We start from the raw sequence: 13,548 nt of genomic DNA, 5'->3' as shown, positions 1-13,548 counted from the left end.
TGGGCCCCGGCCTCCGCCGGGGTGGTGCCGGCGTTGGGGTGAGCTACCGTGAACCAGTCTGTTTCCCCGCGAAGGCGGGGAAACAGACTGGGCTCCCGCCTTCGCGGGAGAACAAGGACGCGGGCGTTGGCGCTTCGATTCCAGCGCCCCCACTATTGCGACCTGTAGCGCGGCGGCTCCCTACGAGGCGAACTTGCTCCGAGAGCCGGTTTCGTCTACACGGAAACGTCCGGCGAGCGATGCTCGTGGAGGAAGGCGCGGAGACTTACGAGTCTCACGCGCCGTTTTCGCATTCAGCGTCTACGTCCTCCGCACCTCGTGCCGTCCGGATGCCGCGGTCGACGTTCGGTCGTCGCGGCAACGAAGGCCAAGACCAGCGGACCCAACCGCTTGGCCGGAAACAGACTAGGATTACTGAATTCTATGGCAACCCAGGTAATGCCGACCCGCGACGATTTCGCGGCGATGCTGAACGAAACGCTCGGCGACGCCGACAGCTTCGAGGGCCGCGTGGTGCATGGCACCGTGACCGGCATCGAGAACGACATGGCCGTCATCGACGTCGGTCTGAAGTCGGAAGGCCGCGTGCCGCTTCGCGAATTCGCAGCGCCGGGCCAGAAGGCTGACCTCAAGGTCGGCGACGAAGTCGAAGTCTATGTCGACCGCGTCGAGAACGTCCACGGCGAAGCGATGCTCAGCCGCGATCGTGCGCGCCGCGAAGCCGCATGGGACAAGCTGGAAACCGAATTCTCGAAGACGACCCGCGTCGAGGGCGTGATCTTCGGCCGCGTGAAGGGTGGCTTCACCGTCGATCTGAACGGCGCCGTCGCGTTCCTGCCCGGTTCGCAGGTCGATATCCGCCCCGTGCGCGATGTCACCCCGCTGATGGACATCCCCCAGCCCTTCCAGATCCTGAAGATGGACCGCAAGCGCGGCAACATCGTCGTGTCGCGTCGTGCCGTTCTGGAAGAGACGCGCGCAGAGCAGCGTTCGGGCCTGATCCTGAGCCTGGCCGAGGGCCAGATCATCGACGGCGTCGTCAAGAACATCACCGATTACGGTGCGTTCGTTGACCTCGGCGGCATCGATGGCCTGCTGCACGTCACCGATCTCAGCTACAAGCGCGTCGGTCACCCGAGCGAAGTCCTGAACATCGGCGACACCGTCAAGGTGCAGATCATCCGCATCAACAAGGACACCCAGCGCATCAGCCTCGGCATGAAGCAGCTGGAGAGCGATCCCTGGGATGGCGCGATGGTCAAGTATCCGGTCGGCGCAAAGCTCACCGGCCGCGTCACGAACATCACCGAATATGGTGCGTTCGTCGAGCTGGAAGCGGGCATCGAAGGCCTGGTCCACGTGTCGGAAATGTCCTGGACCAAGAAGAACGTCCATCCGGGCAAGATCGTGTCGACCTCGCAGGAAGTCGACGTCATGGTCCTCGAAGTCGATTCCGAGAAGCGTCGCATCTCGCTCGGCCTCAAGCAGGCTCAGGCCAATCCGTGGGAGGCCTTCGCTGCCGCGCATCCGATCGGCTCGACCGTTGAGGGCGAAGTCAAGAACGCGACCGAATTCGGTCTGTTCATCGGCCTCGACAACGACGTCGACGGCATGGTCCACATGTCCGACATCGCCTGGGGCGTTTCGGGCGAGGACGCGCTCAACCTGCATCGCAAGGGTGAGACCGTCGAGGCCGTCGTGCTCGACATCGACGCCGAGAAGGAGCGTATCTCGCTCGGCATGAAGCAGCTCGAGCGTGGCGGGCCTTCGGCCGGCGGCATCGCAGCAGCAGGCGACAAGCTGAACAAGAACGCGATCGTCACGGTCACCGTTCTCGAAGTCCGCGACGCGGGCCTCGAAGTGCAGCAGGGCGACGATGGCGCGACCGGCTTCATCAAGCGCACGGATCTGGGTCGCGATCGCGACGAGCAGCGTCCGGAGCGTTTCCAGGTCGGCCAGAAGTTCGACGCGATGGTGACGGGCTTCGATCGTTCGAAGAAGCCGACCTTCTCGATCAAGGCGATGCAGATCTCCGAAGAGAAGCAGGCTGTCGCTCAGTATGGTTCGTCGGATTCCGGCGCGACCCTCGGCAACATCCTGGGCGAGGCTCTCAAGGCTCGCACGGACGCCGAGAAGAAGTAAGCTCAACGGCTTAGCGAAGATTTGGCCCGGCATGTCGCGAACATGCCGGGCTTTTTCTTGTTTGGGACACTTTGGTTTTTGACTGTCCCTCAATTGGTGCTAATGACTCGCAGATTGACTTGTATCAACTTTCAAGCTCTTAGAATGGGCGGGGGCTCGAATGATTCGATCTGAATTGGTCTTGAAGATCGCCGAGGCGCATCCGGACCTGCAACCGAACGAAGTCGAGCTGATCGTCAGCACGTTCTTCGACGAGATATCCAAGCGACTGGCCGCCGACGGCCGGGTCGAACTGCGCGGCTTCGGCGCCTTCTCGACGCGCGCACGCGAGGCCCGCACCGGCCGCAACCCCCGCACCGGCGAAGTCGTCGACGTCGAGGCAAAGCGCGTCCCGTATTTCAAACCCGGCAAGGAAATGCGCGCCCGCCTCAACGTGTGACGTGGACGTGCAGGCGTGGGGCGCGTGAGTCCCCTGATAACGCCTGACAGCGCTTAATATGCCCGACATGGGTTGACCCGGCGAGCGACCTCGTCTTGTTGGCACTGTGTGCGGACGTGGCGAAACCGGTAGACGCAGGAGACTTAAAATCTCCCTCCCTAGGAGTGCGGGTTCGAGTCCCGCCGTCCGCACCATTCGTGCTGCCTTTTTGACGGGCGCGATCGCGTTGTCTGCCGCTGCGCTGAGTGGGTGCGATCGCCGACCCGATACCGGCGTCGTCGTCGCGAGTGCGATCGGCGCGCCACCCCGCGTCGCCGACGCCAGTCGAGTCCTGCTCGACACCCCCTCCCGACTGATGATGGACTCCACCGCGCAGGGGCTCGTGCGGTTCGACGCCGGTGGTCAGATCGAACCGGGTCTGGCCGAGCGCTGGATCGTGATCGACGGCGGCATGAGCTACATCTTCCGCCTGCGCGAAGGCGATTGGGGCGACGGCACGCCGGTGACCGCGGATCAGGTGGTGGCGATGCTGGAACGCCAGATCGCGCCGAATTCGCGTAATCCGCTCGCGCCGTTCCTGACCGCGATCGACGAGATCGTCGTGATGACGCCGCAGGTGATCGAAGTGCGGCTGTCGCGCCCCCGCCCCGACCTGTTGAAGCTGTTCGCGCAACCCGAACTCGCGTTGCTGCGCCTGCGACCCACAGGCGGGAGCGGTCCGTTCCGCGTCCTGCGCCGTGGCCGCGCACCGTTGCTGCGCCCCGCGTTCGATCCCAACCAGGCCGATCCCGACGACCAGCGCGAGGCCAAGCCCGAGGAAGACGTCCGGTTGATCGGCGAACGCGCCGCGCGCGCGATCGCCCGGTTCGCCAATCGCGACTCCGACCTGGTGAGCGGTGGCAGTTTCGTCGACTGGCCGTTGCTGGCGACGACCGACATCGCAGCAGCCAACGTCCGCGTCGATCCCGCCGCCGGCCTGTTCGGTCTTGCGATCGTCCGCCGCGACGGCTTTCTGGCGGACCCGGCGAACCGCACGGCGGTGGCCGAGGCGATCGATCGCACCGCGCTGACCGCGGCGATCGCCCCCGCCTGGGACCCCGCCGATCGCATCCTGCCGGACAGTCTGGACTCCGCCACGCTGCCGCAGGTTCCCGCCTGGACGCTACTGACGCAGGACGAGCGCCGCGCCGCGGCTCGGCAACGGGTCGCGGCCTGGACCGGGGGGCCGATCGCGATGCGGATCGCGCTGCCCGCCGGTCCCGGCGCCACGCTGCTCTATGCGCACGTCGCCGCATCGCTGATCGCGATTGGGATCACGCCGACGCGGGTCGGCATGCGCGACGCCGCCGACCTGAAGCTCGTCGATGCGGTCGCCCCCTATGACAGCGCGCGCTGGTATCTGGCGACGGCATGCGTGGTCTGCGGCGATGCGGCACAGACGGCACTCGAAGCGGCGCGGGAGGCGCCTTCGCTGGGGGAGCGCGGCGCGCGGATCGCAGCGGCGGACGCGGCGCTGAACGAGGACGTCGCGTTCATTCCGCTGGCCCGGCCGCTGCGCTGGTCGCTGGTGTCGCCACGGCTGCGGCAGTGGCAGGCCAATGTGCGCGCTTGGCACCCGTTGAACCGGTTGCGCGCCGATACCAACTAAAGGTCATGAACCCGCGCGTCACCCGCATCACCTCAGGCTCGATCCTGGAAACCCTGCCGATGGGCAAGGATGCCCTGTCCGTCCGCCGCCGTGTCGAGGCGATGGAGCGCGTAATGGAAGGGTTGTTCGTCATTCCCGGCACCAACCGCAGGGTCGGGATGGACGTGATCCTTGATCTCATCCCGTTCGCCGGCAGCACGATCGCCGCGGCGATCGGCGGCTGGATGGCATGGGAAGCGCGCAATATCGGCATGTCGAAGCTCCAGATGGCGCGGATGTTCGGCAATATCGGCGTCGACTGGGCGCTCGGCATGATTCCGTTCGTCGGCGCGGTGCCGGACTTCTTCTTCCGCTCGAACACCCGCAACCTGCGGATCATCAAGCGCCATCTCGACAAGCATTACCCCTCGACCACTACGCTCGACGGCTGATCGGGAGCGGGCCGGCTCGACGCTTGCGGTGTGTCCGGGCGGAAACATACCGAACACATGCCGGGACTAGGATCAGGTTATGTCTCCCGATTCCGTTCTTCCCGATGCGGCCAAGCCCGTCTTGCTGGTGGTCGACGACGACCAGATGATCCGCACCCTGCTCGCCGAGAGCCTCGGCATGCACGGCTATCAGGTCGAAACCGCGACGAACGCCCGCGACATGGACGCGGTGCTGGCCCGGCGCACCGTGTCGCTGATCCTACTCGACGTCATGATGCCCGGCGAAGACGGCCTGTCCGTCTGCCGTCGGCTGACGGGCCCGGGCGCGCCGCCGGTTGTGTTGCTGAGCGCGCTGGGCGACGAACCCGACCGGATCCTCGGGCTGGAGATCGGCGCGAGCCATTACCTGTCCAAGCCGTGCAGCCCGCGCGAGATCCTGGCGACCGTCCGCGCCGCGCTGCGGTCACGCGAGATCCAGGATGCGGGCGAGGGCCGGTCGTTCGGGTTCCTCGGCTGGCGGGTGGATTTCGCCGCGCATGAATTGCTCGATCCCGAGGGCACGCTGATCGACCTGACCGATGGCGAGTTCGCGGTCCTGCGCGTCTTCGTCGAGCGCCCGCGCCGCGTGCTGGCACGCGACGCGTTGCTGGAGGCGGCCCGCGGCCCCGACACCGAGGCGTTCGATCGCGCGATCGACGTCCAGGTCAGCCGGTTGCGACGCAAGCTCCGGTCGCGCGGCGACGAGATCATCCGGACGATCCGCAACGAAGGCTATTTCTTCGTTCCCCGCGTGGCGCGCCAGTGACTCAGCGCCGCTCGCCGGAGGGGGGCCCGGCGGCCAAAGGCAGCATGCAGCGCCCCTGGCCGTTGTTCCTGCGCATCTTCACCCTGATGCTCGGCACGGTCATGCTGGTGCAGGTGCTGAACTTCGCGGTCGTCCTGCTGATCCCGCCGCCGATGCCGGTGATCTTCACGGCGAGCCGGGTCGCCGCGGTCGCGCGAACGGGCCATGATCCGGGCGGATTGCTGAAGGCGGAGATCTCGACCGGTCCACCGCGCCCGACCGACAACCCGAGAGACGGTCGGCTCGCGGCTTCGATCGCCACCGATCTCGGGCTGCCGCTCGCAAAGGTGACCGTGGAGACCGAACGGTCGGCGATGCCGCTGTTCGCCGGCGCCCTGCGCCCGCCATTGCCGATCGGCATCGCCCGCCGGCCGGGCCTGCCGCCGTCGTTCGACAACGCGTTGTTCGGGCCCTTCGTCGTCTCGATCGAGGCACCGGACGGACGGTGGCTGGTGATACGCCCGACGCGCAGCACGATCGGGCCCTGGCGGATGCGGATCATCCTGTGGTTCCTCGTCGCGATGGCGGTCGCCGCGCCGATCGCCTGGGCCTCGGCTCGTCGCGCCGCCAAGCCGATCGGGCTGTTCGCCGCCGCCGCCGAGCGGCTCGGGCGCGATCCGCGCGCCGAGCCGCTGCGGGTGACGGGTCCACCGGAGATCGCCGAGGCCGCCAGCGCCTTCAACCTGATGCAGGAACGGCTGAACCGGTATGTCGAGGATCGGACGACGCTGATCGCCGCGGTCGCGCACGATCTGCGGACGCCGTTGATGCGGCTGTCGCTGCGGCTGGAAAAGGCGCCGGACGACATTCGCGCGTCGAGTGAGATCGATATCCAGGAAATGAGCCAGCGGATCGGCTCCGCCATGGCCTTCGTCCGCGACATGACCCGCCATGTCCGCCGTCAGCGGCTCGATCTGCGATCGCTCGCGGAAAGCGTCACCGACGAATTTTCCGACCGCGGCGATTCCGTCGTCCTGCATCCCGGCGCTGCGCTGACGATGGAAGGCGATGCGCCGTCGTTGAAGGCCGTGCTCGCCAATCTGGTCGGCAATGCGGTCAAATATGCCGGACATGCCGATGTGCGCCTGCGCCGCGACGGCGGTCTCGCGATCATCGAAGTATCGGACACCGGACCGGGGATGGCGCCGCAAGACCTGGCGCGCGCCTTCGAACCGTTCTTCCGCGCCGAACACTCGCGCAACCGCGACACCGGCGGCAGCGGTCTCGGCCTCGCCAGCGTTCGCGCGGTCGCACGCGGGCATGGCGGCGACGCGACCATCGCCAACCGGCCCGGCGGCGGGCTTGTCGCGGTCGTGACGCTTCCCGTCTGAGCCGGCCGTCTGCGCCGGACACATCGCGGCAATGATCGGCGTGTCTGACGCACCATCTGGCAGCACGGGAGTTTGCATGCGTATCGTCCTGATGATCGGCGTCGCCGCTATGCTCGCGGGATGCGCCACGCCGGGTCCGCCGGCTCGCGGGAGCGGGCGCAACCGCGCCCATGGCGGTATCGAACGTGGCAGGGGCCAGCTCTTCATCAGCCCGATGGGCGAGCCGTTTCGCGCGTCGCTGCGATCGGGGGCGGCGCAGGATCTGTGGTTTACCGGCGCCGATGCCGATGGCGACGGACGGATCACACTGGCCGAGTTCCAGCGCGACGCCGCGCAGTTCTTCGCGGTGCTCGATCGCGGCAAGGACGGCGAGATCGATCCCGACGATATCGCCTATTACGAGAATGTCCTGGTTCCCGAAATTCGGGTCGGATCGGGTGGGCGTGGCCCCGCCTCAGAGGGCGGCGGGCGACGCGGCGGCGAAAGAGGTCGCGGCGGTGGCGGCCCCGGTGGTGGCGGGGCAGCGGGCCAAGCCATGCAGTTCGGCAGCGGCGACGGCAACGGCAAGAAGAGCGCGATCGTCCACGAGCGCATCGGCGCGGCCCGCTTTGGATTCTTCGACCTGCCCGAGCCGGTGATCGCGGCAGACGTCAATCTCAACCGGGGCGTCGATCGAGGCGAGTTCGCCAAGGCTGCGACGACGCGGTTCGCGGCGCTCGACCGGAACCGCGACGGCGCGCTGACCCGCGGCGAACTGCCACGCGCGGGCGGTGAGACGTGGCGGAATGGCTCGGACCAGCCGGTCGTCCCGCCACCGGAACCGCGCGAGCCCTGACGTCGCCGCTTCTGACGAAGAGCGTTATGACGAAGAGCGACACCGACGCGACTTCGTCAGGCCCCACCGATCAAGGTCGCGGCGGCATCCTGCCCATCGGGTGAGGTGGACCGTCCCCGCCCATCCTGATTGGATCCTGCCCCATCGGACCGAACCCCGGGCCCCTGCCATGCCGCAATCGCAGCAGCGCCTCGAACGCCCGGCGCTGCGTCGGATCGAGCGCATCGTAGAACTTGCGGGCCGCCGCAATGCGTTGCAGGTCTTCGGCCGAATGCCGCGCCGTATCCTGCGTCATCCGGTCGAGGTGCTGGGCGAAACCCTCCCTTGGCGGCATGGTTTGCGGCCCGTCCCGCGCCGACCGGCCCTCCCCTACCCATGGCGGCGGCGGCGGCGTCATCGAGCCCAGGAATGCGGCAAGGGCCGGGCGTTGGTTGGCGCGCAGGTTCAGCAGCAGCGCGATGTCATCGGCCTCGCGCGCCTGCATCTGCGCCATCATCGTCCTCGAGATCGGGCCGCGTTCTCCATGTCCGCCATGATCCTGCGCGGCTGCCGACACCGGCAACGCCAGCATCGCCGCGCCCATCAAGGGCCCCACCCATTTCGTCGTCTTCATGCTGATACTCCCCCTCGTGTTGGCCCTCGTGTTGGCCCTCGTGTTGGCCCTGGTACTGTCAAGGCCGTCGGCTCAGCCGAGCAAGCCGGAAACGATCCATCGGCGGCTGACCGCGGACTTGACGATCGTCGCGCCGCAACGCCGGCAGGCCGAGCGCTGGATCGGCTCTTCCTTGATGTCGCGGTGCCGCGATCGCGGTGCATGCTGGCCGAGCGCGCAGGACCCCGACCGTGATGATTGCGCCCGTGATGATTGCGCCCGTGATGTTCGCGCCCGTGATGTTAGCGTCTGCAAGCTCTGCCCCCGTCCGCGTCGATCGCCGAAAGATCGGACCCGCGGTCTGGCCGCCAAACTTGTCCCCCATGTTTCGCTTACGTTGCCGATACCGCCGGGCGCGGCTGCGTGACGTCGTTTTCATGTAGCCATGCCACCGGTTTCGACGTTCATGGCGGACACGTTCGTGCCTCACCACCTCGCGTCTGTCCGCCAAACCGGAGCCGTTTATGGCCGAACCCGATCTCGTCGCCTTCTCCAGCATCCAGCTTCGACCCGATCCATCGCGGACCGTGATCCGCCCGTTCAACGTCGAATATCCCGGCCCGTTCAAGGTCGAGGGCCATCCCCGTGCCGAGCGCGTGATCGACCGCGTCCTGTCGCTCACGCACGACGAGCTTCACGCCGAACGCAAGCGTGTCACGGAGTCGCTCGACGAGCGTCACCGCGACGTCGACGACCTCCTGCTCCACCGCTTCGGCGAGGTCATGGCGGTGGTGCACGACACGCGCGCGATCACGCGCGACCAGCAGGTGCTGATCGGTGCGTATCTGAGCGAGGAATACTCGTTCGAGGCCGCCGCGCTGTTCAACCCGAGCATGGTCCTGCATCCCGACCAGACAGGTGCGCCCGACGATGGCCTCCGCTTTATCCTGTCGCTGCGCGGGATCGGCGAGGGTCACGTATCGTCGGTCACGTTCCGCACCGGCAGCTGGTCGCCGCAGGACGGCTTTTCGGTCGATCCCGCCAGCCGGACCGCGGTGCCGCCGCGGATCGAGCCGTCGGACCAGGGCGCGACCGATGGCGGCCCCACCCGCCTGCAATGCGGCAACAGTCGCGCGGTGTCCGAGACCGTGCTCTTCCCGATCCTGCCGAGCCAGCGCCAGGGGATCGAGGATCTGCGGCTGGTCCGGTTCGAGGATGCCGGCGAGGTCCAGTATCTCGGCACCTACACCGCGTTCAGCGGCTCGGAGACGCGCTGCGAACTGCTCCGCGGCGAGGACTTCAAGACGTTCGAGATGCAACCGATGCGCGGCGCGGTCGCCGGTACCAAGGGCATGGCGCTGTTCCCCCGGAAAATCGATAGCCGCTATGCGATGCTCGGGCGGCAGGACAACGAGAACATCTGGTACCTCACCTCGGACGATCTGCTGACCTGGGAGGGCGGCACCAGGATCGTCGAGCCGAAATGGCCGTGGGAATTTATCCAGATGGGCAATTGCGGCTCACCGATCGAAATCGACGAGGGCTGGCTGGTGCTGACCCACGGCGTCGGCAGCGTCCGCAATTACTGCGTCGGTGCGTGCCTGCTCGACAAGGCCGACCCCACCAAATTGCTCAAGCGGATGACCGAGCCACTGATCGTGCCGAGCCCCAAGGAACGCGACGGCTATGTGCCCAACGTCGTCTATAGCTGTGGCGGGATCGTGCATGGCCGCACGCTGTTGCTGCCGTTCGGCGTGGCCGACAACTTCGCCTCGTTCGCGACGGTCGATGTCGGGCGGTTGATTGCGGCGATGGCGTAAGCACCGGACTCCACCAATCCTCCCCCTGGCGGGGGGAGGTGGCTGGCACTTGCCAGACGGAGGGGGAGAACACGGAGCAGCGGTTCTCCCTTACCGCCCCCCCCGTCAGGCTCCGCCTGCCACCTCCCCCTGGCGGGGGAGGATCGTTCATCCATCGTTTCTGCAGGTCAAACGACGACGACCTTGCCGGCGAAATCCTCTGACGCGACCACGTCGATCTGGCGTTCGATACCCCGCGTGAGCCCGGCGGGAACCGTGACCGCAAAGCCGCGGGCGATCAGTCCCTCGACCGCCCAGCGGACGCAATAGTCCGCCGCGACACCGATCACCGTGACCTCGTTGATCCCCTTGGCGGCGAGCCCTGCAAAAAACTCGTCCCGCGGGATCGTCGGCCGTCCCGCATCGCGCGCGTCCTCGATCGCCAGCCCCGGCTCGGCCCACATGTCGAACACCCCCTTCTCGATCCGCCACGCCGGAATCGCCGCATCGACCGATGCCACATCGAGCATGTTGCCCCACCCTTGCGTGCCGCGAACGCAGTGGATCGGGAACATCTCCGCCTCGGGCGATGTCGGATAGGTCTCGACGAAATGCGTGTCGAAGGTGAACAGGACGCCCGCGGTATCGCCGGGCTCCAGCGCGGCTAGCCACGCCCGCATCGGCGCGACCAGAGCCGCCGCTCCCGCCACGCTCAGCGCGCCCTGCTCCGCCATGAAATCCCACTGCGTATCCACCACGACCACGAACCGCGCCATCGCCCGTCTCCTTTGGCCGCTGCTTGACACACTCGCGTCTTCTCGGACACCCGCAGCGCCAAGCAACGCAGGAGCCCACGCGCATGGCCGTGACCGATATCGCCACCCGGACGTACAATCACAATTTCCGGCTCGATCCGATCGTGCGCAGCCTGCTCGATACCGATTTCTACAAGCTGCTGATGTTGCAGATGATCCGCCAGGCATATCCGGACGTCACCGCCACCTTCGCGCTGATCAACCGGACGAAGACCGTGCGGCTGGCAGAGATCGTCGACGAGGCCGAACTGCGCGCGCAACTCGATCACGCGCGGACGCTCAGGTTTGCGAAGAAGGAGCTGATCTGGCTCGCGGGCAACAGCTTCTACGGGAAGCAGAAGATGTTCGGGCCGGAGTTTCTGGGTTGGCTCGCCGAGTTCCAGCTACCGGCGTACGATCTGCGCAAAGTCGACGGCCAGTACGAGCTCCATTTCGAGGGCCCATGGTCGCACACGACGATGTGGGAAATCCCGGCGCTGACGATCATCAACGAACTGAAGTCGCGCGCGGCCCTGCGCGATCGGGGGCGGTTCGCGCTCGACATCGTCTATGCGCGCGCCAAGGCCAAGCTGTGGGAGAAGGTCGAGCGGTTGCGCGAATTGCCCGACCTCGTGCTGTCGGACTTCGGCACGCGGCGGCGGCACGGCTTTCTGTGGCAGCGCTGGTGCGTCGAGGCGCTGAAGGAAGGGCTTGGGCACCGGTTCATCGGCACGTCGAACGTCCTGCTGGCGATGGATGCCGACCTCGAGGCGATCGGGACGAACGCGCACGAACTGCCGATGGTGACCGCCGCGCTGGCCGAGAGCGACGCCGAACTGGCCGAATCGCCCTACCGCGTGCTCGAGCATTGGCGACAGCATTATAACGGCAACCTGCTGATCGCGCTGCCCGACGCGTTCGGCACGACCGCGTTCCTGCGCAACGCGCCGCACTGGCTGGCCGAGTGGACCGGCTTTCGCCCCGACAGCGCGCCGCCGATCGCGGGGGGGGAGCAGATCATCCGGTGGTGGGAGGAACAGGGTGTGGATCCGAAGACCAAGCTGCTGATCTTTTCGGACGGCATGGACATCGACACGATCGAGCAGGTGTACGGGCATTTCCACGGCCGGGTACGCATGAGCTTCGGCTGGGGCACCAACCTGACCAACGACTTCCGCGGCTGCGATCCGGACGAGGCGACCGCGCTGGAGCCGATTTCGCTGGTCTGCAAGGTGATCGCGGCCAACGGCCGCCCGGCGGTGAAACTATCGGACAATCCCGCCAAGGCGACGGGCGAACCGACGGAGATCGCACGCTATCTTCGGGTGTTCGGGGAAGCGGATCGGGCCGCGGCGCCGGTCCTGGTCTAAATGTCTAGAATCCTCGCCCGCCAGGGGGAGGTGGCGCCGAAGGCGACGAAGGGGGAGGACACGGAACAAGGGTTTTCCTTTCCTCCCCCTCCGTCTGGCAAACGCCAGCCACCTCCCCCTGGCGGGGGAGGATGGATGGGTTGCCTCAGTCTTCGACCAGCTTCATGAACCGCCGCTCGATCGGCGCCAGCACCGGCCCAAGCTCGTGCCCCCGCTTCAGTACCACCCCCGCTTCGCCGATCAGCGCCCACATGCCTTGCTTGTTACGCAGCGAGGGTCGCTTCTCGATCCTGAATTCGGGACGTTCAGCGGCGCGGCGGAAGGCGGCAAAGACGGCGGCATCCTTGCCGAGGTCGATCGCATAGTCGCGCCAATGGCCCGCCGCGACCATCCGGCCGTAAAGGTCAAGGATGCGCGTCAGTTCGAGGCGCTCGAAGCCGATCTGGGTCGCTTTGGAAGGGGTCGGGAACGGGGTGACGATACCCATCAGGCATACTGCTTCATCATGCGCGGTCGCGGCGGTCCTCTAGGCGGTCCTCGACCTGGCCGTCGGCGAGCAGCGCGTCGAGCCGCTTGCGCATCGTCTCCAGCTCGCAGCGCATCATCTCCATCTTCTGCGTGGCGGGATCGAACATCTCGCTGCACGGCGTACCGTAAGGCACGAATCGCGGCATCTCGGGCGCATTGCCCCCCTCGATCGTGGTCGCGCGCGCGGGGATGCCGACGACGGTCGTGCCCTCGGGCACGTCGCGCGTGACAACCGCGTTGGCGCCGACCCGCGAGCGCTTGCCGAGCGTGATCGGCCCCAGCACCTGCGCACCAGAGCCGATGATCGCGCCGTCGGAGATGGTCGGGTGGCGCTTGCCCTGCACCCCGTTGTCGGGGCTGGTGCCACCCAAGGTGACGCACTGGTAGATCGTGACGTCGTCGCCGATCTCCGCGGTCTCCCCGATCACGACGAAGCCGTGGTCGATGAAGAAATTGCGACCGATCGTCGCGCCCGGATGGATGTCGATCGCGGTCGTGAAGCGCGACCAGTGATTGACGCAGCGCGCGAAGAAATAGAGCTTCGCCTTGTACAGGCGGTGCGCGATGCGGTGATAGCCGAGCGCCCAGACGCCGGGATACAGCATGATCTCAGCGCGCGAATGCGGGGCCGGATCGCGGGCGCGGATCGAATCCAGATAGGCCAGTAATCCGCTCGACATCGGCAGTCCCCTTCGCGATCTCCGTATCTAGGGTATCAACCGGCTGATTTCCAGAACCGGCCCCGCGGCGACGAGTCGCCCCGATTAGGCCATCGGGATCGGGGTAAAGCCTATC

At 66.8% G+C, this 13,548-nt stretch carries 13 protein-coding genes and 1 tRNA gene; 10 read left to right on the top strand and 4 right to left on the bottom strand.

The genetic code is table 11. The features are described 5' to 3' along the window. Window positions 1-423: 423 nt before the first annotated feature. The 8 genes from rpsA to EQZ23_RS09670 all read left to right on the top strand — a co-directional run bounded on the left by rpsA (window position 424) and on the right by EQZ23_RS09670 (window position 7,670). Complete coding sequence (gene rpsA / locus EQZ23_RS09705; RefSeq protein WP_056060414.1) at window positions 424-2,142, top strand: 30S ribosomal protein S1; 1,719 nt, start codon at window positions 424-426, stop codon at window positions 2,140-2,142. A 160-nt stretch (window positions 2,143-2,302) separates the two neighbouring features. After that, complete coding sequence (locus EQZ23_RS09700; RefSeq protein ID WP_128454226.1) at window positions 2,303-2,581, top strand: integration host factor subunit beta; 279 nt, start codon at window positions 2,303-2,305, stop codon at window positions 2,579-2,581. A 110-nt stretch (window positions 2,582-2,691) separates the two neighbouring features. After that, window positions 2,692-2,775: transfer RNA gene (locus EQZ23_RS09695), tRNA-Leu, on the top strand. A 14-nt stretch (window positions 2,776-2,789) separates the two neighbouring features. Next, window positions 2,790-4,229 carry an ABC transporter substrate-binding protein gene (locus tag EQZ23_RS09690; protein WP_240663454.1) on the top strand — a complete coding sequence of 480 codons (1,440 nt, stop codon included), beginning with the start codon at window positions 2,790-2,792 and terminating at the stop codon, window positions 4,227-4,229. 5 nt (window positions 4,230-4,234) lie between these two features. Then, window positions 4,235-4,660 (top strand): DUF4112 domain-containing protein, encoded by a 426-nt coding sequence (locus tag EQZ23_RS09685; protein ID WP_128454225.1) that lies wholly within the window; start codon window positions 4,235-4,237, stop codon window positions 4,658-4,660. Window positions 4,661-4,739: 79 nt separating this feature from the next. Continuing rightward, window positions 4,740-5,465, top strand: a complete 726-nt coding sequence (locus tag EQZ23_RS09680) for a response regulator (RefSeq protein WP_128454224.1) — start codon at window positions 4,740-4,742, stop codon at window positions 5,463-5,465. Window positions 5,466-5,509: 44 nt separating this feature from the next. Next, entirely contained in the window at window positions 5,510-6,835 is a 1,326-nt protein-coding gene (locus tag EQZ23_RS09675) for a HAMP domain-containing sensor histidine kinase (RefSeq protein ID WP_128454223.1), read from the top strand. Window positions 6,836-6,911: 76 nt separating this feature from the next. After that, window positions 6,912-7,670 (top strand): EF-hand domain-containing protein, encoded by a 759-nt coding sequence (locus tag EQZ23_RS09670; RefSeq protein WP_164913415.1) that lies wholly within the window; start codon window positions 6,912-6,914, stop codon window positions 7,668-7,670. 70 nt (window positions 7,671-7,740) lie between these two features. Here EQZ23_RS09670 and EQZ23_RS09665 read toward each other — a convergent pair whose 3' ends face one another. Next, a complete protein-coding gene (locus tag EQZ23_RS09665) occupies window positions 7,741-8,283 on the bottom strand; it encodes a Spy/CpxP family protein refolding chaperone (protein WP_128454221.1) in 543 nt (180 codons plus the stop codon). Window positions 8,284-8,786: 503 nt separating this feature from the next. Between EQZ23_RS09665 and EQZ23_RS09660 the strand changes: the two genes are divergently transcribed. Then, on the top strand, window positions 8,787-10,082 hold the full coding sequence (locus tag EQZ23_RS09660; RefSeq protein ID WP_128454220.1) for a glycoside hydrolase family 130 protein: 1,296 nt from the start codon (window positions 8,787-8,789) through the stop codon (window positions 10,080-10,082). Window positions 10,083-10,249: 167 nt separating this feature from the next. Here the strand turns inward: EQZ23_RS09660 and EQZ23_RS09655 are convergent, their stop codons facing one another. Further along, window positions 10,250-10,837, bottom strand: coding sequence for an isochorismatase family protein (locus EQZ23_RS09655; protein ID WP_128454219.1), 588 nt, complete (start codon window positions 10,835-10,837; stop codon window positions 10,250-10,252). Window positions 10,838-10,920: 83 nt separating this feature from the next. On the opposite strand from EQZ23_RS09655, the gene pncB reads away from it, so the two are divergent. Further along, window positions 10,921-12,225, top strand: coding sequence for a nicotinate phosphoribosyltransferase (pncB, locus tag EQZ23_RS09650; RefSeq protein WP_128454218.1), 1,305 nt, complete (start codon window positions 10,921-10,923; stop codon window positions 12,223-12,225). Between the two features lie 145 nt (window positions 12,226-12,370). On the opposite strand, the gene EQZ23_RS09645 is transcribed toward pncB, so the two are convergent. Together EQZ23_RS09645 and epsC are read right to left on the bottom strand one after the other, a co-directional pair. Further along, window positions 12,371-12,712, bottom strand: a complete 342-nt coding sequence (locus EQZ23_RS09645) for a DUF2794 domain-containing protein (protein WP_128454217.1) — start codon at window positions 12,710-12,712, stop codon at window positions 12,371-12,373. 16 nt (window positions 12,713-12,728) lie between these two features. Continuing rightward, complete coding sequence (gene epsC, locus EQZ23_RS09640) at window positions 12,729-13,433, bottom strand: serine O-acetyltransferase EpsC (protein WP_128454216.1); 705 nt, start codon at window positions 13,431-13,433, stop codon at window positions 12,729-12,731. Between the last annotated feature and the right edge of the window lie 115 nt (window positions 13,434-13,548).

Origin of the sequence: Sphingomonas sp. UV9 (genome assembly GCF_004101245.1) — a bacterium.
In the GTDB taxonomy this organism is placed as follows: domain Bacteria; phylum Pseudomonadota; class Alphaproteobacteria; order Sphingomonadales; family Sphingomonadaceae; genus Sphingomonas.
Note: the sequence above shows the minus strand (reverse complement) of the source record. Positions and strands in the feature narration are given on the sequence as shown.